The 22,766-nt window shown below is 69.1% G+C and carries 29 protein-coding genes and 1 pseudogene; 15 read left to right on the top strand and 15 right to left on the bottom strand.

The features are described from left to right. Positions 1 to 179: 179 nt before the first annotated feature. The 4 genes from ACKTTN_RS12255 to ACKTTN_RS12270 all read left to right on the top strand — a co-directional run bounded on the left by ACKTTN_RS12255 (position 180) and on the right by ACKTTN_RS12270 (position 3,134). Positions 180 to 512 carry a LysM peptidoglycan-binding domain-containing protein gene (locus ACKTTN_RS12255; protein WP_407910181.1) on the top strand — a complete coding sequence of 111 codons (333 nt, stop codon included), beginning with the start codon at positions 180 to 182 and terminating at the stop codon, positions 510 to 512. A gap of 151 nt (positions 513 to 663) precedes the next feature. Next, a complete protein-coding gene (locus ACKTTN_RS12260; RefSeq protein ID WP_407910182.1) occupies positions 664 to 1,191 on the top strand; it encodes a tetratricopeptide repeat protein in 528 nt (175 codons plus the stop codon). A 162-nt stretch (positions 1,192 to 1,353) separates the two neighbouring features. Beyond that, a complete protein-coding gene (locus ACKTTN_RS12265) occupies positions 1,354 to 2,553 on the top strand; it encodes a GGDEF domain-containing protein (protein WP_407910183.1) in 1,200 nt (399 codons plus the stop codon). A gap of 221 nt (positions 2,554 to 2,774) precedes the next feature. Then, complete coding sequence (locus tag ACKTTN_RS12270) at positions 2,775 to 3,134, top strand: response regulator transcription factor (protein ID WP_407910184.1); 360 nt, start codon at positions 2,775 to 2,777, stop codon at positions 3,132 to 3,134. Positions 3,135 to 3,138: 4 nt separating this feature from the next. Here ACKTTN_RS12270 and ACKTTN_RS12275 read toward each other — a convergent pair whose 3' ends face one another. Beyond that, positions 3,139 to 3,771, bottom strand: a complete 633-nt coding sequence (locus ACKTTN_RS12275; protein ID WP_407910185.1) for a CPBP family intramembrane glutamic endopeptidase — start codon at positions 3,769 to 3,771, stop codon at positions 3,139 to 3,141. Positions 3,772 to 3,894: 123 nt separating this feature from the next. Here ACKTTN_RS12275 and ACKTTN_RS12280 point away from each other — a divergent pair, with 123 nt between their 5' ends. The 3 genes from ACKTTN_RS12280 to ACKTTN_RS12290 all read left to right on the top strand — a co-directional run bounded on the left by ACKTTN_RS12280 (position 3,895) and on the right by ACKTTN_RS12290 (position 5,471). Then, positions 3,895 to 4,572, top strand: a complete 678-nt coding sequence (locus tag ACKTTN_RS12280; RefSeq protein WP_407910186.1) for an ion channel — start codon at positions 3,895 to 3,897, stop codon at positions 4,570 to 4,572. 143 nt (positions 4,573 to 4,715) lie between these two features. After that, a complete protein-coding gene (locus ACKTTN_RS12285; protein ID WP_407910187.1) occupies positions 4,716 to 4,988 on the top strand; it encodes a hypothetical protein in 273 nt (90 codons plus the stop codon). A 54-nt stretch (positions 4,989 to 5,042) separates the two neighbouring features. Further along, positions 5,043 to 5,471, top strand: a complete 429-nt coding sequence (locus ACKTTN_RS12290) for a hypothetical protein (RefSeq protein WP_407910188.1) — start codon at positions 5,043 to 5,045, stop codon at positions 5,469 to 5,471. Positions 5,472 to 5,534: 63 nt separating this feature from the next. Here ACKTTN_RS12290 and ACKTTN_RS12295 read toward each other — a convergent pair whose 3' ends face one another. Then, positions 5,535 to 6,383: a hypothetical protein gene (locus ACKTTN_RS12295; RefSeq protein ID WP_407910189.1), complete on the bottom strand. Its 849-nt coding sequence runs from the start codon at positions 6,381 to 6,383 to the stop codon at positions 5,535 to 5,537. A gap of 279 nt (positions 6,384 to 6,662) precedes the next feature. Between ACKTTN_RS12295 and ACKTTN_RS12300 the strand changes: the two genes are divergently transcribed. After that, positions 6,663 to 8,273 (top strand): MFS transporter, encoded by a 1,611-nt coding sequence (locus tag ACKTTN_RS12300; protein ID WP_407910190.1) that lies wholly within the window; start codon positions 6,663 to 6,665, stop codon positions 8,271 to 8,273. 9 nt (positions 8,274 to 8,282) lie between these two features. Here the strand turns inward: ACKTTN_RS12300 and ACKTTN_RS12305 are convergent, their stop codons facing one another. Then, on the bottom strand, positions 8,283 to 8,846 hold the full coding sequence (locus ACKTTN_RS12305) for a hypothetical protein (RefSeq protein ID WP_407910191.1): 564 nt from the start codon (positions 8,844 to 8,846) through the stop codon (positions 8,283 to 8,285). Positions 8,847 to 9,260: 414 nt separating this feature from the next. Here ACKTTN_RS12305 and ACKTTN_RS12310 point away from each other — a divergent pair, with 414 nt between their 5' ends. From ACKTTN_RS12310 to ACKTTN_RS12320, 3 genes are read left to right on the top strand one after another with little or no spacing between them, the layout of a single operon-like run. Next, positions 9,261 to 9,590: a YkgJ family cysteine cluster protein gene (locus ACKTTN_RS12310; RefSeq protein WP_407910192.1), complete on the top strand. Its 330-nt coding sequence runs from the start codon at positions 9,261 to 9,263 to the stop codon at positions 9,588 to 9,590. Next, positions 9,587 to 9,790, top strand: coding sequence for a hypothetical protein (locus tag ACKTTN_RS12315; protein WP_407910193.1), 204 nt, complete (start codon positions 9,587 to 9,589; stop codon positions 9,788 to 9,790). Before ACKTTN_RS12310 ends, ACKTTN_RS12315 begins: the two co-directional genes overlap by 4 nt. Positions 9,791 to 9,829: 39 nt before the next feature. After that, on the top strand, positions 9,830 to 9,982 hold the full coding sequence (locus ACKTTN_RS12320) for a hypothetical protein (protein ID WP_407910194.1): 153 nt from the start codon (positions 9,830 to 9,832) through the stop codon (positions 9,980 to 9,982). A gap of 125 nt (positions 9,983 to 10,107) precedes the next feature. Here the strand turns inward: ACKTTN_RS12320 and ACKTTN_RS12325 are convergent, their stop codons facing one another. The 8 genes from ACKTTN_RS12325 to ACKTTN_RS12360 form a co-directional block, all read right to left on the bottom strand. Further along, entirely contained in the window at positions 10,108 to 10,650 is a 543-nt protein-coding gene (locus ACKTTN_RS12325) for a DUF6630 family protein (protein ID WP_407910195.1), read from the bottom strand. 105 nt (positions 10,651 to 10,755) lie between these two features. Continuing rightward, the gene (locus ACKTTN_RS12330; RefSeq protein WP_407910196.1) at positions 10,756 to 11,316 is read right to left on the bottom strand and encodes a hypothetical protein; all 561 of its coding nucleotides are present in this window, start codon (positions 11,314 to 11,316) and stop codon (positions 10,756 to 10,758) included. A 144-nt stretch (positions 11,317 to 11,460) separates the two neighbouring features. After that, positions 11,461 to 11,994 (bottom strand): hypothetical protein, encoded by a 534-nt coding sequence (locus ACKTTN_RS12335; RefSeq protein ID WP_407910197.1) that lies wholly within the window; start codon positions 11,992 to 11,994, stop codon positions 11,461 to 11,463. Between the two features lie 115 nt (positions 11,995 to 12,109). Continuing rightward, on the bottom strand, positions 12,110 to 12,451 hold the full coding sequence (locus ACKTTN_RS12340; RefSeq protein ID WP_407910198.1) for a hypothetical protein: 342 nt from the start codon (positions 12,449 to 12,451) through the stop codon (positions 12,110 to 12,112). 140 nt (positions 12,452 to 12,591) lie between these two features. Next, a complete protein-coding gene (locus tag ACKTTN_RS12345) occupies positions 12,592 to 13,767 on the bottom strand; it encodes a serine hydrolase domain-containing protein (RefSeq protein ID WP_407910199.1) in 1,176 nt (391 codons plus the stop codon). A gap of 87 nt (positions 13,768 to 13,854) precedes the next feature. Continuing rightward, a complete protein-coding gene (locus ACKTTN_RS12350; RefSeq protein ID WP_407910200.1) occupies positions 13,855 to 14,076 on the bottom strand; it encodes a hypothetical protein in 222 nt (73 codons plus the stop codon). An 80-nt stretch (positions 14,077 to 14,156) separates the two neighbouring features. Further along, positions 14,157 to 14,606, bottom strand: coding sequence for a DMT family transporter (locus ACKTTN_RS12355; RefSeq protein WP_407910201.1), 450 nt, complete (start codon positions 14,604 to 14,606; stop codon positions 14,157 to 14,159). A 54-nt stretch (positions 14,607 to 14,660) separates the two neighbouring features. Continuing rightward, positions 14,661 to 15,332 carry a hypothetical protein gene (locus tag ACKTTN_RS12360; RefSeq protein ID WP_407910202.1) on the bottom strand — a complete coding sequence of 224 codons (672 nt, stop codon included), beginning with the start codon at positions 15,330 to 15,332 and terminating at the stop codon, positions 14,661 to 14,663. A gap of 154 nt (positions 15,333 to 15,486) precedes the next feature. On the opposite strand from ACKTTN_RS12360, the gene ACKTTN_RS12365 reads away from it, so the two are divergent. Next, entirely contained in the window at positions 15,487 to 15,849 is a 363-nt protein-coding gene (locus tag ACKTTN_RS12365; protein WP_407910203.1) for a DUF1428 domain-containing protein, read from the top strand. 388 nt (positions 15,850 to 16,237) lie between these two features. On the opposite strand, the pseudogene ACKTTN_RS12370 reads toward ACKTTN_RS12365, so the two are convergent. Next, positions 16,238 to 16,676 (bottom strand): annotated as a pseudogene (locus ACKTTN_RS12370) (VOC family protein). A 268-nt stretch (positions 16,677 to 16,944) separates the two neighbouring features. Here ACKTTN_RS12370 and ACKTTN_RS12375 point away from each other — a divergent pair. After that, a complete protein-coding gene (locus tag ACKTTN_RS12375; protein ID WP_407910204.1) occupies positions 16,945 to 17,415 on the top strand; it encodes a hypothetical protein in 471 nt (156 codons plus the stop codon). Positions 17,416 to 17,501: 86 nt separating this feature from the next. On the opposite strand, the gene ACKTTN_RS12380 is transcribed toward ACKTTN_RS12375, so the two are convergent. The 3 genes from ACKTTN_RS12380 to ACKTTN_RS12390 form a co-directional block, all read right to left on the bottom strand. Further along, positions 17,502 to 18,413, bottom strand: a complete 912-nt coding sequence (locus ACKTTN_RS12380) for a CPBP family intramembrane glutamic endopeptidase (protein ID WP_407910205.1) — start codon at positions 18,411 to 18,413, stop codon at positions 17,502 to 17,504. Between the two features lie 189 nt (positions 18,414 to 18,602). Then, complete coding sequence (locus ACKTTN_RS12385; RefSeq protein ID WP_407910206.1) at positions 18,603 to 19,013, bottom strand: hypothetical protein; 411 nt, start codon at positions 19,011 to 19,013, stop codon at positions 18,603 to 18,605. A 375-nt stretch (positions 19,014 to 19,388) separates the two neighbouring features. Continuing rightward, positions 19,389 to 20,288 carry a prohibitin family protein gene (locus ACKTTN_RS12390; protein WP_407910207.1) on the bottom strand — a complete coding sequence of 300 codons (900 nt, stop codon included), beginning with the start codon at positions 20,286 to 20,288 and terminating at the stop codon, positions 19,389 to 19,391. Positions 20,289 to 20,589: 301 nt separating this feature from the next. On the opposite strand from ACKTTN_RS12390, the gene ACKTTN_RS12395 reads away from it, so the two are divergent. Both ACKTTN_RS12395 and ACKTTN_RS12400 read left to right on the top strand, forming a co-directional pair. Continuing rightward, the gene (locus ACKTTN_RS12395) at positions 20,590 to 21,936 is read left to right on the top strand and encodes a dicarboxylate/amino acid:cation symporter (RefSeq protein WP_407910502.1); all 1,347 of its coding nucleotides are present in this window, start codon (positions 20,590 to 20,592) and stop codon (positions 21,934 to 21,936) included. 256 nt (positions 21,937 to 22,192) lie between these two features. Further along, positions 22,193 to 22,723: a type 1 glutamine amidotransferase domain-containing protein gene (locus ACKTTN_RS12400; RefSeq protein ID WP_407910208.1), complete on the top strand. Its 531-nt coding sequence runs from the start codon at positions 22,193 to 22,195 to the stop codon at positions 22,721 to 22,723. Positions 22,724 to 22,766: the final 43 nt, after the last annotated feature.

Genomic DNA, 22,766 nt, shown 5'->3' on the forward strand with positions numbered 1-22,766 from the left:
GGTGCGCAGACGACACCGTCGCGATGCGTGCGTAACGCGCAGGGTGCGAGGGTCGGGACGTCCATGACGGAGGCGGCGCAATGAGCACGACCGGCAACGAAAGTCATTCCAATCCGATCTCGCGGGTGTTCTCGCGGATCTTCCACCGCGACGACGCGCCGAAAGCTACGTCGCCCTCGGTGACCACAACCCCTCCGACGGCTGCGACGAACGAGCCACAACAGATCACGCCCCGCGTCGTGCCGCCTGCGCCCGCGCTGCAGGCATCGAACGCGCAGCCGGCGCAGACGCCGGCGACATCTCCCGCCGCCGTCGCACCCACGCCGACCGCGACGCAGCGCACGTACACCGTGCAACAGGGCGATTCGCTGTCGAAGATCGCCAAGCATGTCTACGGCGACGCCGAACGCTGGCACCTGATCTTCGACGCGAACCGGGAGCGCATCAGCGACCCGGATCGCATCTATCCGGGACAGGTCCTGATGCTGCCGGATCCGCCGTCGCTGCATTGAGTCGACGCGACGCCCTGCGTATCGAACGAAGCCGGGTGCATGCCCGGCTTCGTCGCATGTGCGCGTCGCTCGCCACCGCTGCTAGCATCCCCGCGCCGGCCGGGGAGCCGGTGCAATGGCCGCGTGGCGGCCCAACCCAGGGGATGAATCAATGAAGACCGGATTCGCGGCCGCGACCGCTGCGCTGCTGCTCGTTGCAGGCGCCGCGCAGGCGAAGGGCGCCATCACCAAGACCGACACGGCCATGTACGAAGGCCAGGCGCCGCAGGCCGCCGCTAAGGCGCTGCTCGACGCTGCGATGGTGCAGACCGAAGGCGGCAGCTGGGAGCGCATCGGCGTCGGCCGCGTGCTGTACCTCGGCGGCAGGAAGAGCGATGCGCAGGCGATCTTCGACCAGGTCCTGGCGGGCAAGCACGACGCCGGCGACGTCTACCGCATCGCGCGCGTGTACGCCGAGGCGCACGACTGGGCCAAGGCCAAGCCGATGTTCGACCAGTTCCTCGCGATGGGCGACTTCGACGAGAAGGAGCTGTCGGAAATCGGCGCGTACTACCTGCTCAACGGCGATCGCGCCACCGCCGAGAACTACTTCCGCCAGGCGATCGCGCGCGACCCGAAGAGCACGTGGGCGTCGATGCGCATGGCCGGCGCGTACATGGGCGTCGAACCGCAGCCGTAAGCGGCCTCGATGCGCTGGAAAGGCCGGCCACGCGCTGGCCTTTTTTGTTGACGCGTCGATGCTGAACGCGACAGGGCGCGACGCGGCGATGCGTCAAGAAGCGCCGCGTGGCGCCGATAGACGATCCGAGTCGCCGGGCCCGGCGATCCAACGGATCCCCGCATGAGTTCCCCGCCGGCGCCGGCCGCGACCGCCGCCTCGCCCTACCAGCACGCACTCGACCGCGGCTTTCCGAAGCTGCGCTTCGAGCCGTTGCTCGAACGCGAGTTCCAGCGCTTCCACAGCCGCGTGAACCTGCCGCGCGTGCGCTGGTCGGCGTGGCTGGCGTTCGCGCTGTACGGCGCGTTCGTGGTGCTCGATGTGCTGACGCTTCCGCGCGACGTGAGTCGCTGGACCGCACCCATTCGCCTGTTCGCGATCATGCCGCCGTTCCTGTGGGTGATCGTGGCGACGTATCGCGACGCGTGGCAGCCGCGCATGCAGGGGCCGATCACCGTCGCCGCGGCGATGGCGGGGCTCGGCACCGTCGTGCTCATCGCGATCGGCCTGCAACGCGGGCACCCGCTGCCGTATGAAGGCATCCTGCTGGTCGCGATGTTCATCTACCTTCTCGCCAGCCTCGGCTGGTGGCGCGCGCTCGCGGTGAACGTCGCCACGCTGGTTGCGCTGATCGGCGCCGAGCTCGCGTGGCAGTCCGATCCGCAGGCGCGGCTGTACCAGGTGGTGTTCATGCTCGCGGCGAACGTCGTCGGCGCGACCGGCGCCTACTTCCTCGAACATTCCACGCGCTCGGTCTTCCTCGTGCAGCGCCTGCTCAACGAGCGCGCGTCGCACGACGGCCTGACCGGCCTCGCCAACCGCGTCGCGCTCGACGAACACGTGTCGCGCGCGTGGCGACAGGCCGTTCGGGAGCGTGCGTCGATCGCCATCGCGATGGTCGATGTCGACCACTTCAAGCGCTACAACGACCGCTACGGCCATGCCGAGGGCGACGTCGCGCTGCAGGCGGTGGCCGGCGTGGTCGGCGCGCAGGCGCGACGTCCGCTGGATCTCGCCGCGCGCTACGGCGGCGAGGAATTCATGCTGGTCTGGTATCGCCCGGCCGACGGCGAGCTCGACGCGCTGGGCGAACGCCTGCGCGCGGAGATCGAAGCGCTGCGCATCCCCCATGCCGACACCGACGGCGGCGTGCTCACCGCGAGCGTCGGCATCGCCTGCGTCGTCGCCACGCCCGCCGGCTCGCCGCAACGCCTGATGGAAGCCGCCGACGCGGCGCTGTACGCGGCGAAGCAGGCCGGCCGCAACGGCGTGCATGTGGACGCTGCACCGGTCGCGGCGATGGCGCCCGTCGTCGCGTCTTGATGCGCGCTTGATGCGGTGTGCGGTCCGATGCCGGCAGCCCGACGAGCCGCCCACATGCACGACGCCGCTGTACCGTCCCTCCAAGCACCGGCGCGTTGCAGGGCGCAGTACCCGCGTCGCCGCGCATGCTGAGCCCCGGCGGCCCGCGCTGGCCATGGACCCGGCCTCAAGTGCCGCCGCACGCGGCCGTTAATGCCGTTATCCCTTCCCCGGCCCGCGAGATGACGCACGTCCTGATCGTCGAAGACGACGCCACCACCCGCGACGGCCTCGCCGGGCTGCTCGAGCTCGAGGGCTTCAGCGTCAGCCGCGCCGAGAACGGGCAGGTCTCGCTGAGCCTGCTGCGCGCCGGCCTGCGGCCCGACGCGATCGTGCTCGACCTGGTCATGCCGGTGATGGACGGCCTGCGGTTCCTCAAGACGATCCGCAGCACCATCCACTCCACCATCCCGATCCTGGTGATGACCGCGGTCGGCGACCAGGTCGACCTCGACAACCTCGCCGAGGACATCGGCTGCCGCGTGCTGTCCAAGACCGGGCCGATCGAGCCCCTGCTCGACGCGCTGCGCGCGCTCGGCTGACGCGTTACTGCGCGAGCGCCATCGCGTCGAACGCGGCGTGCGCCAGCACCACCGGCCACAGCCGCCCGGTACGCGCGTACCAGCCCGCGAACAGCAGGCCGACCGGAATGATCATCACCGCCGGCGCGCCCTGGTAGAGGTGGTACGACAGGCGCAGCGCGGTGCTGACGTTGATCGCGAACGCCGCGCCGCGCAGTGGCTTCAGCACGCCGACCACGTAGCCGCAGAGGACCAGTTCCTCGAACAGCGGATTCACCATCGACACCAGCGCGACCATCGCCAGCGGAATGCCGTGCGCGACGATCGCATCGGGCGGCATCGGCGGCACCTGCACAAGGACGCGCATCGCGATGTCCACCGCATTGCAGGCGAACGCGGTGACGACGGTCAGCAGCACCGCCGCCGGCAGGTCCCAGCCGCTCCAGACCACGCCGAGGTGGCCGCGCTGCCAGCCGCGCACGCGCAACAGTGCCAGCAGCGCGACGAGCACGATGGCTTCGTACACGACGAGCCCGCGCAGGCCGTCCTCGGTGATCATCGGTTGCGTGGACGGCGCGAACAGCGACGTCAGGCTCGACAGCACCGGCAACGCGAACGCGGCCAGCACGACGAGCACGAATTCGGTGCGCTGCGACATGGTCCGCATGCGGTGTGCGCCCTCCCGGATCGCGCGACGCGGAAGCATACCGGCCGTTGGCGACGCGCTGCACGCGTTCGCCAATGCCGCCGTGCTTAGATGCGGCGACTGCCGGAGTCCGTCATGCGCGCGTTCGCCGTCCCGTCGTTCCTGCACCCGCGGCGTCATCCCTCCGCCTACCTGCTGGGCGTGCAACTGCTCAGCCTGGTGCTGTACGCGCCGCTCGGCGGCACCGAATCGGAGGCCGGGCGCGCACTGTTCAGCGCGGCGACGCTGGCCGTGGTGCCGCTCGCGGTGTGGGTGGTGCGGCGGAGCCCGTCGGCGAACTCGGTGGCGTGGGCGCTGGCAATTCCGGCGATGCTGCTGTCGATCGCAGCCATCGTGTTCGACCGGCCCGGGCTGGTGGTCTGGTCGTCGCTGATCGAGTCCGCGCTGTACTTCTACGCCGCGACCAGCCTGATCGGCTACATGCTGCGCGACCACGAGGTCACCACCGACGAACTGTTCGCGTCGGGTGCGACGTTCACCCTGCTCGCGTGGGCGTTCGCCTACAGCTACGTCGTCTGCCAGGCGTGGTATCCGCAGAGCTTCACCGGTGCGATGGAACCGGAACGTGCGCGCACATGGCTGGAGCTGCTGTTCCTCAGCGTGTCCACGCTGTCGAGCGTCGGCAACGGCGACATCGTGCCGCTCGGCCCGCAGGCGCGCGTGCTGGTGATGTTCGAGCAGATGGCGGGCATCGGCTACGTCACCGTGGTGGTGTCGCGGCTGATCGGCCTGTCGACGCGGCGACGGCGCTGACGTCGCGTCGCGGCGGGTGTCGCGGTCGAGGTCGCTGCGGCAACGAAGGCGACCGTCGCGCAACGACGCCGCGCGGCGGTCAGGACATTGACATCGCGTCGCGTGGCGTACTGTCGGCCCACGCGCATCCGCGGGAGACCGCCATGTCACCGAATCGTCTGTTGCCCGTCGTGCTCGCGTTGGCGATCACGGCCTGCGCGAGCACGGCGCCGTCGTCCATGCCGACGTCCGCCGCCGCACCGAAAGTCCGCAGCATCGCCGTGGTCTGCGCGCCCGGTGGCGTCGACCTGAAATGCTTCGAGCGCGCCAGCGAGTTCTGCCGGCCGAACGCCTACGACCTGTTCGACAGCGACGGCCGCCCGGCGACGGTCGCAGACGCCCAGCTGCGGGTCGTCGAGGCGCGCTGCAGGCCCTGACGCCGCACGTCGGCCTGCGCCACGACGCCGGCCGACCGCACGTAAGATGCCGCCATGGACGCGGCCCCGCTCGAAATTTCCACCCGGGACGACGGCATCGCCGTATTGGCGGTGCACGGCAGCGGCACGGTGGCGGCCACGCGTCGCGCCGTGCGCGCCGCATTGATCGACGTGCAGCACGCCGGCCATCGTCGCGTGGTGATCGACGTGCGCGCGGCGACGGGTCTCGGCAATCCCGGCGTGATCGAACGCATGGACACCGTGCGCGAATGGGCGCAGATCGCCGTGCCGGGGCTGTCGCTCGCATTCGTCGCGCTGGCGGATTTCCTCGACGAGGACCGCATCGGCATGATCGTCGCCAATCGGCTCGGTTTGAATGCGCAGGTGTTCTGCTGCCGCGAGGAAGCGGTCGACTGGCTCACGCGGCAGAAGGCGTTCCGCGTCGCGGATGTCGACGACGCGCTGGCGCTGCAGCGTGATTGATTCGCGCGCACATGCGCTCCCGCAGGCAGCGCACGCACTCGCGTATGACGCGCGCGTCGACGACTAGAAGCGATACACCGCGCCGATGCGCACGCCGCTGTCGCGGAAGTTGAGGTTGCCGGTAAAGCTGTCCTTGTCGGCGTCGATCTTGACGCGGCGAGACGTGTAGTCGGCGGAGAAGCCCCAGCGTTCCCACGGGAACCATTCGACCCCGACGCGCGCGAAGTACACATCGCCATCGAGGCCGCTGGAGTTGAGCGAGAACCAGCCGCCGTCGGCGCCGAAACGCCAGTCCGAATCGCCGCCCGGCACCCAGCGCCATGAACCGCCGAGCGTCGGTACCGGAAGGTCGGCCGACACTTCGCCGCGCGCGTTGTTGGTCACCGGCGCGCCGTTGGCGTCGCGTTCCAGTTCGATCGACAGGTCGATGCGGTACCAGGTCAGTCCCAGTTGCGGGCCGATCGCCCAGTTCGGATTGTTGACCGCCCACCACGTGTAGTACGCCTGGTACGCGTCGATCGCGCTCTCGGCGTGCACCGTCGCGTTGGCCTGGTAGGTGTTGCCGTCGAAGTCGATGGTGCGGCTGAGTTGCCGCGACGCACTGGTGTCGTCCTGGTAATAGGCGATGCCGAACTCGTGGTTGTCGAGCGGGCGCCAGCTGAAGCCGACGTAGGCGATCGCGTTGCCCTGGCCGAGGTCGAGATCGCGGTCGAGGTCGACATCGTTGCCGCGCTGCGTCGAGCCGTCGGCGCGCACCTGCGTGTCGAATTGGGTGACGTAGCCGCTCAAGCGCGCGCTGAAGGTGTCGAGCGGCGTCACCGCCTGCGCGATCAGTGGCGACGACGCGACCATCGCCGACAGCGCGAGCACCAGCGGGCGACCGGCGACGGAAAAGCGAGGGATCGGTTGCATGGTCGACGTCCTCGTCGGGGGAGTTTCATCGTCCCGCTCGGTTGGCCGCAGGCAAATGCCGTCTGTCGGCCTTGCACGACGGGGCAGCGGTGCTTGCACGCCAGCCCGCGCCGCGCGTCGTCGATGCGGCCGCGCTGCACATCGACGGCGACCGCCCGACTCTCGACCGCAGCTTGCGGCGAAAGCCTGCATGGGACGGACCCGACGTCCCGCCACCACGTCCACCCGCCGCCCCCGCGTGCCCGCGCACTACACTCGCGGCTTCGATCAGGGGGCGACATGAAAGCCAGCGGCATTTCCTTCCACCATGCCTGGGCGTTCTGGCTCGGCTGCGCGCTGATTACCGCCGGTGTGTTCGCGCACGTGCCGATGTTCATGATGGGTAAGTACACGCACTGGCAGATGGTAGGCATGCCGATGACCAGCGGCATGGTGCTGGGGATGCTCGCGATCCCGCTGGGCCTCGCGTTCTCCTGCTACGGGCTGATGCCGCGCATGGCGCGCATGCGCATCGCCGGCGGTGCGTCGTCCGCGCCGTTGCAGTTCCACATCGCCGACGGCGTGCCGCTGAACATCGAGCACTGGAAGCTCGTGCTGGTGCTGACGGTGACGCTGGCCATCGACGTGATGAAGCCGGCTACGCTCGGCTTCGTCGTGCCCGGCATGAGCGCCGAGTACCAGATCGCCAAGCCGACCGCGAGCCTGCTCGCACTGTGCGCATTGACCGGCACCACCGTGGGTTCGGTGGTGTGGGGACGCATCGCGGACGTTTCCGGGCGTCGCGCGGCGATCCTGCTGTCGGCGCTGATGTTCATCGGCACCGCGATCTGCGGCGCGATGCCGTCGTTCGGCTGGAACCTGGCGATGTGCTTCCTGATGGGCGCATCGGCCGGCGGCCTGCTGCCGATCACCTTCACGCTGATGGCGGAGACGATCCCGGCTGCGCATCGCGGCTGGTTGCTGGTCGCACTCGGTGGCATCGGCACGTCCGCCGGCTACCTGCTCGCGGCCGGTGCGGCGGCAACGCTGGAACCGATGTTCAGCTGGCGCGTGCTGTGGCTGCTCGGCCTGCCAACCGGCGCGGTCATCATCATCCTCAACCGCTTCATCCCGGAGTCGCCGCGCTTCCTGTCGACCATGGGCCTGGAACACGTCGCACGCGCGGTGCTGCAGAAATTCACCGGGCGCGTGCCGGACGGCATCGAGGTGGAGGACGCCGCGCATCCCGGACCGCCGGTCATCGACGAACAACACGCGGCCTCGGGCATGCGCATGCTGATGCGCGGCCGCCATGCGCGCATCAGCGCCGGATTGATGGTCTGTGGCATCGCCTGGGGGCTGGTGAACTTCGGCGTGCTGCTGTGGCTGCCGGTGAACCTCACCGCGCTCGGTGTCGACGCCAAGGCCACCAGCGCATTGCTGGCGAAGTCGGCGATCTATGCGTTGCCCGGCATCGCCGTTGTCGTGTGGCTGTACCACCGCTGGAGCAGCTACCGCGCGCTCGTGCTGTTCATCGGGCTCACGGTGCTCGCGCTGCTCGCGCTGGGCGCGATCGGCCTGCTCGGCCTGCGCTCGCAGGCGACGGTGATCGCGGTGGTCGTCGCGCTGCTGGTGAGCGTGAGTGGCGTCATCGCGATGCTGATTCCGTACGCCGCGGAGATCTATCCCGTGCATCTGCGCGGCACCGGCTCGGGCGCCGTTGCCGCCAGCTCCAAGCTGGGCGGCATCCTCGGTGCGGGCCTGGGCGTGTATGGCTTTTTCCAGAATTTCGCGATGTCCGCACTGCTGATCGCGATTCCGATGGCGGTATCGATGGTGATGCTGCTGCTGAGCGGCATCGAGACGCGGGGCATCGCGCTCGAGGACATCCAGGCCTCGCTCGAGCACTGATCGCGCCGATTACGCGCGCACCGGCGATTCCGGGCGCGCACCGCGCGCGGCGCGATGGAACAACCAGGCCGATGCGAGCCACATCGGCACGAACATGCCGGCTGCGTAGACACCCTTGCCGTCGTGCCCGGCGACCATCGCGTACATCGCCGCGGCCATCTGCGCGGCCGCGGTGGCGAGCAGGGCGACGGCCATGCCGCGTGCGCGGAATCGGGCGATCGCCGCGCCGATCGCGCCGACCATCAGCACGCCGGCGAACACCAGGTTCGCGACGTCGCGTTCGCTGTCGATGATGCCCACGGCGAGGTCGACCCACACCAGCAGGAAGCCGGTCATCGCCGCAACGCCCGCACCTGCGCGATACCACCGGTCCGGCGACATGCGCGTCGCGACCTCGTACACGCCACAGGTCCCGTAAAGCAGCACGCCCATCACCGCGAAATCGAGTGCGGTCCAGTCGACGTCGCGGGTGAAGCGCATCGCGATCGCGGGCACCAGCAGCAGCGCAGTGGCGACGCCCCAGATCAGCGGGCGCAGTCGATTGCGTGGCGTAGTCGGATTCGTCGTGGCCATGTGGGGGTCTCCTTTGCCTGGGATGGCGGCGGCGCGAGGCCGCGCGATGGAACCAGCGTGCATCGCCCGGATGCGTCGGCGATGGCCCGGATGTGAAGCGGAGACGAAGTCGCGGCGGGCGATGCGGCCGTCGCGCCCCGCCATGAACCGCGCCCTCCCGGCGGTCGCCGCGGCCGGCCGGGCCCGGGGAATGAGCGTAGGATGGGCCGGGTCTTTGCATCATTCGCGCGCTGCGCACGGCCGCTCGGCCGCCCGTCTCGCTCTCCCTCCACGCGCAACCGCTTGCCGCGGACGCCCCTTCGGGAGCAGCAGCATGTCCCGTATTTCCCTTTTCGTTTCCGATGCCCGTACGTCCGGCCTCCGCGGCCCGCGCGTTGCCGCCGGTCCGCCGGCGCCCGCGCGAGGCCTCGTCACGTGAGCGCGCTACCCGTCGTCGCCACCGCCGATTGCGGCCGCTGCGACGCCGTGTGCTGCCGGCTCACGGTCGTCGTCCAACCCGAGGACGGCATCGCCGAACACCTCACCACCGTCATGGACGGCGGGCTCACCGTGATGGCGCGCGACGCCGAGGGCTGGTGCGTCGCCGTCGACAGCGCGCGCATGTGCTGCTCGATCTACGACGCGCGCCCGGAAGTCTGCCGCCGCTTCGCGATGGGCGGCCCGTACTGCGATGCGGTGCGCGAGGACTACGCGGTGCACGGCTCGCGCCTCATCGAATCCATGCTTGTCGGAGAACCCACATGACCGGTAAACCCCCCATTCGCCCCCTCGTCACCGCCGTGCCGTACGCGCGCCGCGTCGACCTGTCGCGCCAGATCACCAGTGAGCACATCAACGAACACCTCGCGGCGTTCCAGGCCGCCGGTGGACAGGTCGAAGTGCTCGGCAACACGCCGACGCGCAAGCACAAGGACGGCGCCCCGCCGGTTCAGCCACAGGCCTGATCCGGCGTACTCTCCAACTTCCCCACAGGAGCAATCCACTTGCCGAAGCCCAACTACGCATTCGAAAAGCGCCAGCGCGAGCTCGCGAAGAAGAAGCAGAAAGACGAGAAGGACGCGCGCAAGCGCGAGGCGCGCGGCGAAACGCGCACCGGCACGACCGACACCACACCGCCGCCGGAAGGCGCGCGCTAGTCGACCATCGCGCGGCCGGGCACGCCCGGCTCGCAGGCGATCCGTCCGCGATGCGCATCCGCGCGCATCGGGGACAACCGATCCACCATCATCCAGCGACGCGATCGCGCGTCGCGCCTGACCGGCTACGCGCCGGCCGGACGCACGTTCATGCCCAGCGCCGCCGCGATCTCGCGCATTCCCTCGTCGTCGCGGCTGTGCGTCATCCAGCCCGCCTGCACGTCCGGGCCGGCGTCGCGCACCCACAGCGTGTAGTGATGCTCGCGCAGCCGGTCGAACGCGATGTCGAGCAGCTCGGGCACGTCGGTGCCGTCGAGGAACTCGTCATCGGTCGGGTCTTCGACGCCCCAGTCGATCTGCAGGTCGAAGCGCGATGCTAGCTCGTCCAGGCTTTCGACCAGCCCGCGTGTGTCGTCATCGCCGACGTGGAACCCCGACTTCCAGTCGATCGCATCGCGTAGCGCCTCGACGCCCGCATCGACGTCGTCGGTGCCACCGGTGGTTTCCCGCCACGCGGCGAACTGCGCCTGCGCGCCATCGACGTCGTCGGGATTGATGAGCAGCAACAGCTGCCAGATCACTGCCTCGAGCGCGGCCTCGTCGTCGAGGTCGGCATGCGATTCGAAGGCGTGCGCGAAGTTGTCGTCGGGATCGAATTCGGAATGCATCGCGGTGGCCGGCGGAGGCGGGCGGCCATCATCGCGCCGCCGCGGTGAAGATGCGCGTGCCGGGCGGTGGAATTCGGCGCGCGGCGGCATCGCCACGCGCACGGCTCATCCGCCGTCCGCGGGAACCTCGGTGGTGACGGCCGGCGCGGTAAGCACGACCAGGTTCGCGTCCCGACCCTTCGTGCTCAGCAGCGTGAGCCGCGTGGTGTTGTCCTGGCCGTCGTGAAGCACCTCGATCGCCGTGCTCGCGCCGTTCGCGCCCGACATCCGCGTGTAGAGCGTCTCCATCGTGTCGCCATCGCGAAGCGTGGTCGACTCCGCGCCGCTCTCGACCGTCTGTCCGCCGGCTTTGCGCGTCATTGCGATGGGTCGTCCGTTCGCGAACAGCACGCCACCGTCGTCATCGAATTGACGGAAGCAATAGACGTAGCTGAGGTCGGCGGCGGCTTCGACCGGCGCGCCTTCCCAGCGGAAGTTGCCGTCGTGCAGCGCAATGAAGTCACGATGGCTCGACGTCAATCGCGGCTGCTCGCGCACCGGGCCGCTCAGTTGCCGGGTAAACGTGCTCTTCCAGCACCGCGTCAGCGGCGACGGCTCACGTGCGGCCACGGGGCCTGCAAGGGCCAGCGCGAACAACGCGAACACGGCGGGAGTCTTGGCGGACATGGAGGGCCTGGCGGGGTGGGTTTCGCCGAATGCTAGCTGACCTTCGGCTGGTTTTCCGCCGGCCGGTCCGCCATCGACCGGGCCGTTCGCGTCGACGCCAAGTGTCGAAATGGGCCGGGCAGCGTTGCCACCCGGCCCGATGCATCAGCTCCGGCTCGAGCGCTTGCGCGCCGTCGACTTGCGGGCGCCGGCCTTCTTGGCCGTGCTCTTGCGTGCGCTCTTTTTAGCGGCGGACTTGCGCGCGGTCTTTTTCGCGGCCGACGCGCGTCCGCCCTTGCGGGCCGCCGCCTTGCGTGCGGTCGAGGTCGACTTGCGTGCGGCCGACTTCTTCGTTGCGCTCTTGCGCGTCGAGCTCTTCTTGGCCGCGCTCTTGCGGGCGCCGCTCTTCTTCGCGGCGCTCTTGCGGGCCGTGCTCTCTTTGACAGTGCTCGTCCTGGCCGTGCTCTTGCGGGCGCCGGCCTTCTTTGCGGTCGACTTGCGGGCCGTCTTCTTCGCGGCCTTCTTCGTCGACTTGCGACCGCCGGATTTCTTCGCACCGCCGTCCTGCTTGTTCACCGTGGCCCAGGCGATACGTTCAGCGGCGCCTTCGGAACGGCCGCGAGCGCGCTCGCTGTCTTCGATGTGTTCGGCCTGGCGTTTCTGCTTGCTGGAATACGACGACTTGTCACCACGCGGCATGTCGGTCTCCTTGTGCGGCGCTCGGGGTTGCGCCGCCGCCGGGATAACAACGCGGTTGTCGACGCGATGACAAGATGCATGCGACATCAGCGCGTCGCCGGTCACCACTTGGAGGTCAGGGACCGCAACGCAACTCGCCGCGTTCGCGTTCTCCGGCGCTCGCAATCCATGCGTCGCTGCCGGCGCCTTCAAGCGTGAACGAAGGCGGCAGCGTGGCGTCGCCCGGATTGCGGAACTCGAAGCGGATGCGCGATGCGCGCTCGTCGAACTCGACGAGCCGGTACGCGCGTGACGGCAGCGATCGTGGGCCATTCGGCATCTGCACATAGACCATGGACACGCGCGCGTCGCCGGCGAATTCGATGTCGTGGTCGGCGCTCGAGAACGTGCACAGCGTGGTGTCGGCCCATGCGGGCGTGGCGATGGCGATCAACAGCAGGGCGGGAAGCATGCGCATCGTGGATCCCCTTGACGTAGCAGACGTGCGTCGCGCGACCGTCTGGCTCGGCGTCGACGATAAGGGATGGCGAAGCTGCGGAGCGGAGCAACCCGACGTGCATGACGAATCACGCGCGCCCGACGTCCGCATCGCCTGAGTCACCGGCGCTGCCGATCCGCGCGCTTCGACGCCGCTTCCGGCACAGACGCCACCACGGCGCGCACCAGTCGATTCACCGCGATCGCGGTCTGGTCCTCGTCGTAGGCGCCGGCGGTCGTGACCATCACGATGTCGAGCTCCGGAACCACGAACACGCGCTGCCCGCCGTTGCCGAAGCCCGCGTGCCAGGCGAGCCTGCGCCCGTGCCAGTCGGCGGTGCCGGCCCACCACTGCGCGCGATAGGTGAAATCGGAGACACCGGTGGTGCGGCCGCGTGACCACGAGTCGTCCATCCACGCCGCCGGCACGATCTGCGCGCCGTGCCACCGGCCGTGGTCCTGCGCGAGGCGGCCGATCTTCAGCAGGTCGCGCGGGCGCAGGCGCAGGCCGTTGAACGCCATCGGGCGACCGTGCAGATCCTTGACCCAGTCCCAGTGGCGAATGCCGAGCGGCACGAACAGGCGTCGCGCGGCGTATCGCTCGATGTCGTCGCCGGTACCGCTCGCGATCATGTCGGCCAGCAGCGCGGTGCCGCCGCCGTTGTAGTTGAAGGCGGTCCCGGGCGCGGTGGCCATCGGGCGCTTGAGCACGTACAGCGGCAGGTCGCGACGCGAGAACAGCCGCAACTCGTCGTTGATGCCGGGCGCGCCTTCCGTCCAGTCCAGGCCACTGCTCATGTCGAGCAGGTCGCGAACACGGACGCGGCTCGCGTTCTCCGCGGCGACGTCCTGCAGTTGCGGATACACCGTCGACAGATACGCGTCGGGCGGCGGCACCTTACCGTCGGCGAGGGCGATGCCGTAGAGCAGCGACGTCACGCTCTTTCCGATCGAGCGCACGTCGTGCAGCGTGGACGGACCGAAGCTGCGTCGGATCGACACCAGCGCATAGACCGAACGGTCCCGGCCACCCTGGTAGTACTCGGCGACGATGCGCCCGTGGCGTTCGACCAGCACCGAGTGCACGTTGTACGGGCCATCGAGCACGCGTTCGATCGCGGTGGTCAGCGCCGTGCCGTCGAAGCCTTCGGCGGCGGGTGTCGAGAGCGCCCAGCCGTCGTCGAGCGCCACCGGCGTCGGCCCCGTCCGTGGCTCGACCGGACGCCACCACACGAACCACGCGGCGGCGACGAGGACGAGGACGAGCTGGACGAACCGGAGCGCTCGGAACGACATGCGTCGCCTTCAGGCGGGACGAGTCGCGATTCTGCACGCAAACCGCGTCGGCCCGCGCCGTGGGTTCGACGCGCGGCCTGCGCGCGCTCAACCCGGCCAGTAGCCGTCCGGCCAGCGCTGCATCACCGCGCGATAGCTGTCGGGATCGACGTACCACATCTGCGGCGCGCGCCAGCCGATGCAGCGGTCGTCGACGCGCAGCGTCAACTGCTTCGGGCTCTGGCCGAGCAGTTCGCACAGAAGCGCCCAGTTCGGCGCGGTGATGGACACGAAGTCCTGGGGTGGGCGGGTCGATCGGATGGCGGCCATGCATCCAGTCTCGACGCGCGCATCTCACCGGCTGAGAAGCCTTGCGCGGCGCGGGTTTGGCGCCGCCGCCGGCGTCCGCCTCAGCCCTTGCGCACCAGCGCGACACCGGCAACGACCAGCAGTGCGCCCATGACGCGAACCGCGCTGACGGGTGCGCGCGTGAGCCCGAACGCGCCGTGGTGGTCCAGCCACAACGCCATCGCGATCTGTCCCGCGATGCCGAGCGTGATCAGCGATGCCAGGCCGATGCGCGGCGCCGCATACGCCGCGATGGCGACATAGGTCGCGCCGTACACCCCGCCGATCCACGCGTACCAGGGCAGCGGCGCGAACGACGCCAGCCCGGGTCGATTGCCACTCGCGAGCCAGGCGACGAACAACGCGGTGGTGCCGACCGCGAACGAAATCAGCGCCGCTAGCAACGGCGACCCGCCCGCACGCGCCAGCATCACGTTGGTCGGCGCCTGCAGCGCGATCAGCGCGCCGGCGAGCACGACGAGGAGCATGGGGAGCAGCGCTGCGAGATTCATCGGGTGGTACTCCGGGAGCGAGAGGGGCTTGGGCAGCGCGGGGTCATCGCACGATCAGAGCTGCGCGAAATGGCTCGTGTCGGCGGGCAATTCGATCGGTGCGATCGGCGTCGCGTAGTCGAAACGGAACGTCGCCACGCGCGGCCCGTCTCCGTCGTCGCCGATTCTCGACTCCTCGAACACGACCGGAAGACCGTCGGCGCGGATCGTCACGTCCAGCACGCGGGTCGTCGCCGGTTGCCCGGCATTTTCCGGCGGCGACATTCCCGGACCAGCGGCGAATACCACCATGTCGCTCAACTCGATGCGTACGCGCCGGCACAGCTCGCCGTTGCAGATGCCGATCAGGCGGTGCGCAGCGACCACCTGGCCGTCGTCGAAGGGGCGCAGGCCGAGCTCGATGGTGTCGTCGGCGCAATACGGACCGACCGGTTGGTCAACGCAGACCCTGTCCACTACCGCGACCGCCCGATAGTCGCTGCGCACTTCGCGGAGCCGGATCGGCGACGCATTGAGGTAGTCGTCGTAGCCGCCGGTCGTCGTGCCGTCGTCGTGCTGCAGTGCGACGCGCGCATGCACGCCGGTGCGTTCGCGCTCCAGTAGCCGCGCGTTGGCGAGGCGGAACAGCAGGACGGCCACCGGATCGGGTCGCATCGCCGACGAGGGCACCACGGCGAGAACGCCGAAGATGACGGTACCGGCAACGACGATCGCAGTGCGCCGCATCTGGGGCTCCGGAGGAACCGGCGCAGCGTAGCAGGCCGATCACGCGCGTCGGCGCCAGCGGGAACGCGCCGCTCGCCGGTGTGTGCAGACGGGCGGTCGCGCGTGGACTGCGATGGGCGGCAACCTTGCCTTCCCCCAACCGAAGGAGTGCGACATGTACATCGACGGCATGGTGCTGCCGCTGCGCGAAGAGAAGCTCACCGAGTACACGACGATGGCCGACGTCTTCGCGACCAAGGCGAAGGCGCTGGGCGCGATCGGTACGGTCGAGGCGCTCGGTGACGGCCTCGAGCACGGTCACACGACGGACTTCTTTCGCGCGGTGAAAGCGGAAGACGGCGAGAACGTGGTGTTCTCGTTCATCGTGTGGCCCGACAAGGCGACGCGCGACAGTGGATGGGAAAAGCTCATGGCCGATCCCGACATGCAGCCCGGCGCGCAGCCGATGCCGTTCGACGGCAAGCGCCTGTTCTGGGGCGGTTTCAAGCCGATCGTCAACACCATCGACATGCGGTGAGCTGGCGCGCCGCGCGCCGCATGCGCGGCGCGTTGGCTGCGGTCGTTCGACCACATCGTGATGGACGCGTGCCTGCAGCACGTAGCCGCAGTCCATCGATCGTTGTCATCTTCGGCTATGCGCGCTGTGCTTGCGTCGAGCATGAGCAGGATTCACCGATGTACACGTCGGCCTGCAAAGGCGTTCCGCTCGGCATGGTCGAGCGTTGCTGTGTAGCGATGGAGGCGGGCGACGCGATCAATCGGCACTACGACGGTGTCGACAAGGCGTCATTCGCCGCCATAGCCGGGCAGAGCGCGCAACGGACGGCTGCGCGTCCCGGCAGTCGAACGAATTCCGCGCCTACGACACGTCGTCGCAGCGCTGACACCTCGCACCACCCGCGCGCCTACGGCGCCTTGAACGACAGCACCACCGATTCCGCGCTGCGCTCGGCAGGCCCGTGGAATACCGCTTCGATGTTGTTGCCATCGGGGTCCAGCAGGAATGCCGCGTAGTAGCCGGGATGGTAGGGGCGCTCTCCGGGCGCGCCGTTGTCGGGTGCCGCCCGCGGCGAGCCCGGTGCGATGGAATGCATCGACCGCCGCGCGATCGCGTGCCTGGAATGCGAGGTGGTGCCGGCCGGTGAGCTTGCCCTGCGCGGCCGGGCTGTCTGCCGAGGAGACGAACAGTTCGTCGTACCAGAAGTGGTCGTCCGTCGCCCCGCCGAGCGGAATGCCGAGCGTCGAAAGCACGGCGTCGTAGAAGCGGCGACTCGCGGCCAGGTCGCGAACAACCAGATGGACGTGATCGATGAGCCGTCCGCGATGCAATGTCTGGGCTGCCATGCGTCTATGTCCCGGATGCGCGTCGCGGCAGCGTGGACCGCGGGGCTTCGAGGCGGAGTGGAGACGACTGTGGCAACGCACGGTCATCCCGCATGGATACGGCCGTCGTCGCGGCGATGCGGACACGCGACCCCGATCCGCACCATCGGGCGTTGATGACCACGTCCGCTCCGGACCCGCGCGCCGCTTAAGCTGTAGGCGAGCTGCGGGCCGGTCCTGGGGAGGGCCGCGGCCGTTTCCAACGCCATCTCATTCCAAGGGGAACACCATGCGTCCAATCACGCTTGCCGCGCTGTCCTGCTGCCTGCTCGCCGTCGCTCCGCTCGCCCATGCCGACGCCTCGATCGAAAAGCGCCTGACCGAGCGCGGTGTCCGCTTCCAGAAGGACGGCGATGGCGACTATCGCGTCGTCTACAACTACAGCAAGGAAGGACGGACGCAGCTGGTGTTCGTCAGCGGTTCGACCGAGACGACCGATGCGTTCACCGTGCGCGAAGTGTTCGCACCGGCCGGTAACATCGACGACGACAACATTGACGGCGCCGCCGCGCTGAAGCTGATGACCGACAGCCGCCGTAGCAAGCTCGGCAGCTGGGAGCTCAACGGCAAGACGCTCGTCTACGTCATCAAGCTTCCGGACAGCGTCAACGCCGCCGAACTGGAAGACGCGATGGACATGGCCGCGACGAAAGCCGACGACATGGAAATCGAACTCTCGGGTGGCAAGGACGCGTACTGACCGGGCGCGGCGCGCGGGTGGCGGATGCCGTCACCCGTGTCGCCGCCGCGGGAGCGCATCGACAGCAATGCACGCCCGTGCATCACTCACTGCAGACCCGTCCACGCGCGAATGAATGGCGCGAGCTGCGGCAGCAGGTCGACCATGCCGTGCAGCGGCACCACCAGCCACAGCGAGCGCGTGCGCGTCCACAGCACGCCGAACGCGACACCCGCGGGCGCGACCATCACCACCGAATAGGCGATCGCCCACGCGGGCGTGGCATGCGCGACGCCTTCCATCAAATGGCCGCCGCGCATCCACAGCCCGGGTGCGTGCGCGAGGCCGAACAGCAACGACGCCCATGCCACCGCGGCGACGGGCGAGCGTGTCGCATCCTCCAGGCGCTGCTGCAGCACGCGACGGAACAGCACTTCCTCGCACAGCCCGGCTTCGATCACCTGCCACGCCAGACATGCCGGCACGGCCCACAGCAGTGTCGACGTCGGGGGTGCGAGCTCCGCCAGCGTGTGCAGGCCGCGGCCGAACGTCGCCTGGAACGCGAGATAGGCGAGAGAGAGAACACCGAACGCCACCGCCAGGCGCGTCGACGACAGCCGCACGCGCATGCGGTCGCCGTGCAGGAAGACTGCCGCTGGCAGCAGCACCATCGTCACGAGTTTCAGCGCGAGTTGCGCCGTCGTCTGCGCGGGCTCAGTCGGTACCGCCGCATTGAGTGCCGAAAAGCCCCAGCCCAGCACGAACACTGCGAACGTCGCGAGGTAGGCCAGCACCGGCGTTGCGCGCGCCGCCGGTTGCAGCGATGCGGGGCGCAGCCGAAGCGTCAATCCCCACGCCAGCAGCGGAAACACGACGGCCAATGCGGCGAGCAGGAACAACGGCTCGGCCACGCTCGCGTCGGGCATGCGCATGAGCACGGCGAACGAGGCGGCATAGGCGAAGGCGACGACGGCCAGCGCGAGGCCGGCATGGGTTCGGGCTGACCATGAGCGAGGCATGCGGCAAAGGATGCCGCGCCGCGCGCGACCCGGCACGCGCGGGTGGTCACCGGGACGATCGGCACGTGCAGCGTGCCGGCGTCGCATCCGGATCAGCTCAGGCCGCTACCAACACGCCCCGTCATGCCCCACGGGCGCGGCGTGCCGTGTGCGCGCGGCCGAAATCGCCGCCGGAAATCCGCGGCAGCGCTACTCGCGCGCGAAATCCTCGACGCGCACGATCTTCAGCCACGCGTGGCCCTTGGCTTCTTCGTCCGCGACGTAGTCGTCGAGCGCCGAGGCCGCTTCGTCGCGGCTGTCGAAGCTGCCGGAAACGCTCATGTTCTGCGCGCTGATCTCGGCGGTGCCGCAGGACTCTTCCGCGTAGTTCTGCTCGGCGTAGTTGCCGAAGCCGAAGCGCGCCGAATCCCTGCTTTCCTGCGGCTCGTCGCCGCCGGCGTCCTCGTCGGTCTGGATGCTGACCACGGCGGCGAACATGTAGACGTTCTCGTCGGCGGCGTCGCTGCATTGCGCGGTCGCCCAGTACCAGCGCTCGCCGGCCATCGCGAACGCGGGCAGCGCGGCGAAACCCAGCACGGCGAGTCGGATCAGACTTTTCATGGCGACGGCCCCCTGCCGCGTCGCCCGGGTTGGCCGCCGGCCACACCCGGGATGCCTCGTTGTCGTGTCGCACCGTGGGCCGTGCCCGTCGCTGCGATGCGCCGGTCGACCGCGCCGACGCCGCCGGTTCGACTCAGGTCGGCGTGAACGGCTTGCCCGCCTTCTTCTCGTTCTTCGCCGCGCGCTTTTCCTGCGGCGTCTTCGCGGGCTTCTTCTTGGTTTCCTTCTTGCGGTCCATTCCCTTACTCATGGCGCACTCCACGTCCGCAGGACGGCTGCGGGTCGCGCAGAGCATGGCACGGCGCCGGCATGCACGGCAGCGTGGGCCGGCAGTCCGGCCCCACCGCGCACCACGCCGGCGTCGTACGGCCGCCGTTACTGGCCGACGCGGCCACGCTGCAGCGTCTCGGCATCGAGGTTGAGCAGCGGCGTCGCGCCACCGCTTACCGTCGGCAGGTGGCCGTCCCAGCGTTTGATGGCCTCCAGCTGCGCTTCGACGCGACGCAGCTCGATGAGTTCGGGCGTCACCGCCGTGCGCTGCGCCTGCAGGGCGACTGCCTGCGCCTCAGCGTTCAGCTTCTGCGACTCGGCGAGGCCGCGCGCTTCGGCGACGCGCTGCTCGGCCTCGACCTGGATGCGGGCAAGGTCGCGCTCGGCCTTGAGCTTCTGCTGCTCGGCCACCGTCTTCGCTTCGATCGCGGTGTCGAACGACTCGCTGAACTTGAAGTTGGTGATGGCGAATTCGTCGACGATGACGCCGTGCCGCGTGAGCCGGTTGCTGACCGATAGCCGGATGCGGTCGGACACTTCGGGACGCTTGGTCACCAGCTCTTCGGCCGTGAACAGCGCGGTCACCGCCTTCATCGCCTCCTGCACGGTCGGGTCGATGATGCGCGGCTCGATATTTTCGAATTCGCCGATGGTGCGGTAGACGCGCACCACCTGCGTCGGGTCGACGTGGTAGTTCAGCACCACCTGCGTGCGCACGCGCTGCAGGTCGCGCGATGCGGCCTCGCTCTCGGTCTCCGACCGCTCGATCAGCACCGGCATCTTGTAGACGGTCTGTACCAGGGGCGTACGCCAGTGCAGGCCTTCGGCCAATACCTCGTTCGACGCGCTGCCGAACGTGAGGCGGACGCCGCGGTGCCCGTTCGGCACCACTGCGAACGGCAGGAAGACGAACAGCACGACGAGCGCGACGAGCGCGATCACCACCCACTTGACCAGGCCCGCGCCCGACCGGCTCGGGCCGGCGGACATTGTGTTGAAACGCATCGAGAGTTCCCCTTGCAATCGAATGACGCGTGCGACGAGCCCCCGCCCATCGAACGCCGCTGTCCCCTGCGTGCAGGGCAGCGTATGAGACCACCTGCGCCACCGGGCTGCCAGATGCCGGCGTGGCGACGGACCTTCGCGGCCGGGTGCACGAGTGCGAACCGCGCCACGACGCCGGCGGTCATCGCCATATCCCGACGCCGCCGCCCCGGCGTCGCCTATGCTCCGTGGCGTGCCAGGCCGCGCGTTGCGTAGCGCATGCGACGCACCCCACCGATGCCGTCCCCGGAGACCACGCGTGATCGATCCGCTCGCGAACACCACCGTCGCCGCGACCATTCCGACCGCGCCGCCGCCGTTCTATCGCCACCTGTATTTCCAGGTGCTCGCTGCGATCGTCGCCGGCGTGCTGCTCGGGCATTTCGATCCCGGCCTCGGCGCGTCGATGAAGCCGCTGGGCGATGCCTTCATCAAGCTGGTCAAGATGATCATCGCGCCGGTGATCTTCCTCACCATCGTCACCGGCATCACCGGCATGCAGCACCTGCGTGGCGTCGGCCGCGTGTTCGCCAAGGCGATGGCGTACTTCCTGTTCTTCTCGACGCTCGCGCTGGTGATCGGGCTGGTCGTCGCGAACGTGGTGCAGCCAGGCGCGGGCCTGCACGTCGGCCTCGACACGCTGGATCCATCCACGGTCAACGACTACGTCGCGCGTTCGCACGAACTCACCCTCACCGGCTTCCTGCTCGAGATCGTTCCGACCACGCTGGTCAGCCCGCTGGTCGGCGACAACATCCTGCAGGTGCTGTTCGTCGCCGTGCTGTTCGGCATCGCATTGACGCTGACCCGTGCCCGCGCCCAGCCGGTCATCACCTTGCTGGATGCGCTGCTGGCGCCCGTGTTCCGCGTCGTGCACATGCTGATGCGGCTGGCGCCGATCGGCGCGTTCGGCGCGATGGCGTTCACCATCGGCAAGTACGGGCTCGGTGTGCTCGCGAAACTGGCCTGGCTGGTCGGTACGTTCTACCTGACGTCGCTGCTGTTCGTGCTGGTGGTGCTCGGCATCGTCGCGCGACTGTGCGGTTTTTCGGTGTTCAAGCTGATCCGCTATCTCAAGGCCGAACTGCTGCTGGTGCTCGGCACGTCGTCGTCGGAGTCGGCGCTGCCGTCGCTGATGGAAAAGATGCAGCAGGCCGGCTGCGCGAAGTCGGTGGTCGGGCTGGTGGTGCCGACCGGCTATTCGTTCAATCTCGACGGCACCAACATCTACATGACGCTCGCCGCGCTGTTCATCGCGCAGGCCACCGACACGCCGCTCACGCTCGGCCACCAGATCGCGCTGCTGCTGGTCGCGATGCTCAGCTCCAAGGGCGCCGCCGGCGTGACCGGTGCAGGCTTCATCACGCTGGCGGCCACGCTCGCGGTGGTGCCGGAAGTGCCGGTGGCGGGCATGGCGCTGATCCTCGGCGTCGACCGCTTCATGAGCGAATGCCGCTCGCTGACCAACTTCATCGGCAATGCGGTCGCGACGGTGGTCGTCGCGCGCTGGGAAAACGCGCTGGATCGCGGCGCGCTGGCCGATGCACTGGACGGACGGCCGCGGCTCGCCGCCGCGACGGGTGATTCTGGCGACGTGCCGATCGACTGATCGCCATTGCGCGACCGGAGCATCGCCTGTCGCCCGTCGCCCGGGCGCAGCGCCGCGTCGCTGATTGGTTGTGCGCCACGCGCACGCGTCGATCGCGGGTGCCCTACACCGGCGCGTGCAGCGGGCGAATCGATGCAGTGCCTCTCGATGTGCGTCGCTGTCGCGTGTATCGCGACATCCACTACCGCTGCTTCGATTCACGACGACGCCACCACGCGCCGCCTACGGTCGCGTTCGTCCCACACGGAGCGCGCCCATGGCCACACCGAGCAAACGCATCGCCATCCTTGCCACCGACGGCTTCGAGCAGTCCGAACTGATGAAGCCGCGCGCGTTGCTGAAGGAGGCGGGATTCCACGTCGACGTAGTGTCACCGAAGGCCGGCGCGATCCGCGGCTGGTCGAAGAAGGAGTGGGGCGACAACGTGCCGGTGGACGTCGAGCTGTCGCAGGCGCGCGCCGACGACTACGACGCGCTCGTGCTGCCGGGCGGCGTCATCAACCCGGACCAGTTGCGCACGCAGGAGGCCGCGGTCGAGTTCGTGCGCGCGTTCGATCGCGCCGGCAAGACGCTCGCCGCGATCTGTCACGGTCCGTGGCTGCTCGTCGAAGCCGGCGCGGCCAAGGGGCGCAACGTCACCTCATGGCCATCCGTGCGCACCGACCTGCAGAACGCCGGCGCAACATGGAAGGACGAAGCCGTGGTGCGCGACGGGCATGTCATCACCAGTCGCAAGCCCGACGACATTCCCGACTTCACGCAAGCGGTGATCGACGCGCTTCGGTGATGCAGGGCGCGCTGGCGGACATCGACGCCGCGCGTCGACGTCC

The organism is Lysobacter claricitrinus (assembly GCF_045866565.1).
Lineage (GTDB): Bacteria > Pseudomonadota > Gammaproteobacteria > Xanthomonadales > Xanthomonadaceae > Cognatilysobacter > Cognatilysobacter claricitrinus.

Coding starts and splice junctions, on each gene's coding strand:
- ACKTTN_RS12365 (WP_407910203.1), top strand. CDS start 15,487: ATGTACATCGACGGCATGGTGCTGCCGCTGCGCGAAGAGAAGCTCACC.
- ACKTTN_RS12270 (WP_407910184.1), top strand. CDS start 2,775: ATGACGCACGTCCTGATCGTCGAAGACGACGCCACCACCCGCGACGGC.
- ACKTTN_RS12340 (WP_407910198.1), bottom strand. CDS start 12,451: ATGCGCATGCTTCCCGCCCTGCTGTTGATCGCCATCGCCACGCCCGCA.
- ACKTTN_RS12335 (WP_407910197.1), bottom strand. CDS start 11,994: ATGCCGCGTGGTGACAAGTCGTCGTATTCCAGCAAGCAGAAACGCCAG.
- ACKTTN_RS12285 (WP_407910187.1), top strand. CDS start 4,716: ATGTCACCGAATCGTCTGTTGCCCGTCGTGCTCGCGTTGGCGATCACG.
- ACKTTN_RS12350 (WP_407910200.1), bottom strand. CDS start 14,076: ATGGCCGCCATCCGATCGACCCGCCCACCCCAGGACTTCGTGTCCATC.
- ACKTTN_RS12380 (WP_407910205.1), bottom strand. CDS start 18,413: ATGCCTCGCTCATGGTCAGCCCGAACCCATGCCGGCCTCGCGCTGGCC.
- ACKTTN_RS12290 (WP_407910188.1), top strand. CDS start 5,043: ATGGACGCGGCCCCGCTCGAAATTTCCACCCGGGACGACGGCATCGCC.
- ACKTTN_RS12355 (WP_407910201.1), bottom strand. CDS start 14,606: ATGAATCTCGCAGCGCTGCTCCCCATGCTCCTCGTCGTGCTCGCCGGC.
- ACKTTN_RS12345 (WP_407910199.1), bottom strand. CDS start 13,767: ATGTCGTTCCGAGCGCTCCGGTTCGTCCAGCTCGTCCTCGTCCTCGTC.
- ACKTTN_RS12360 (WP_407910202.1), bottom strand. CDS start 15,332: ATGCGGCGCACTGCGATCGTCGTTGCCGGTACCGTCATCTTCGGCGTT.
- ACKTTN_RS12280 (WP_407910186.1), top strand. CDS start 3,895: ATGCGCGCGTTCGCCGTCCCGTCGTTCCTGCACCCGCGGCGTCATCCC.
- ACKTTN_RS12305 (WP_407910191.1), bottom strand. CDS start 8,846: ATGGCCACGACGAATCCGACTACGCCACGCAATCGACTGCGCCCGCTG.
- ACKTTN_RS12375 (WP_407910204.1), top strand. CDS start 16,945: ATGCGTCCAATCACGCTTGCCGCGCTGTCCTGCTGCCTGCTCGCCGTC.
- ACKTTN_RS12275 (WP_407910185.1), bottom strand. CDS start 3,771: ATGTCGCAGCGCACCGAATTCGTGCTCGTCGTGCTGGCCGCGTTCGCG.
- ACKTTN_RS12390 (WP_407910207.1), bottom strand. CDS start 20,288: ATGCGTTTCAACACAATGTCCGCCGGCCCGAGCCGGTCGGGCGCGGGC.
- ACKTTN_RS12325 (WP_407910195.1), bottom strand. CDS start 10,650: ATGCATTCCGAATTCGATCCCGACGACAACTTCGCGCACGCCTTCGAA.
- ACKTTN_RS12260 (WP_407910182.1), top strand. CDS start 664: ATGAAGACCGGATTCGCGGCCGCGACCGCTGCGCTGCTGCTCGTTGCA.
- ACKTTN_RS12385 (WP_407910206.1), bottom strand. CDS start 19,013: ATGAAAAGTCTGATCCGACTCGCCGTGCTGGGTTTCGCCGCGCTGCCC.
- ACKTTN_RS12265 (WP_407910183.1), top strand. CDS start 1,354: ATGAGTTCCCCGCCGGCGCCGGCCGCGACCGCCGCCTCGCCCTACCAG.
- ACKTTN_RS12330 (WP_407910196.1), bottom strand. CDS start 11,316: ATGTCCGCCAAGACTCCCGCCGTGTTCGCGTTGTTCGCGCTGGCCCTT.
- ACKTTN_RS12315 (WP_407910193.1), top strand. CDS start 9,587: ATGACCGGTAAACCCCCCATTCGCCCCCTCGTCACCGCCGTGCCGTAC.
- ACKTTN_RS12300 (WP_407910190.1), top strand. CDS start 6,663: ATGAAAGCCAGCGGCATTTCCTTCCACCATGCCTGGGCGTTCTGGCTC.
- ACKTTN_RS12295 (WP_407910189.1), bottom strand. CDS start 6,383: ATGCAACCGATCCCTCGCTTTTCCGTCGCCGGTCGCCCGCTGGTGCTC.
- ACKTTN_RS12400 (WP_407910208.1), top strand. CDS start 22,193: ATGGCCACACCGAGCAAACGCATCGCCATCCTTGCCACCGACGGCTTC.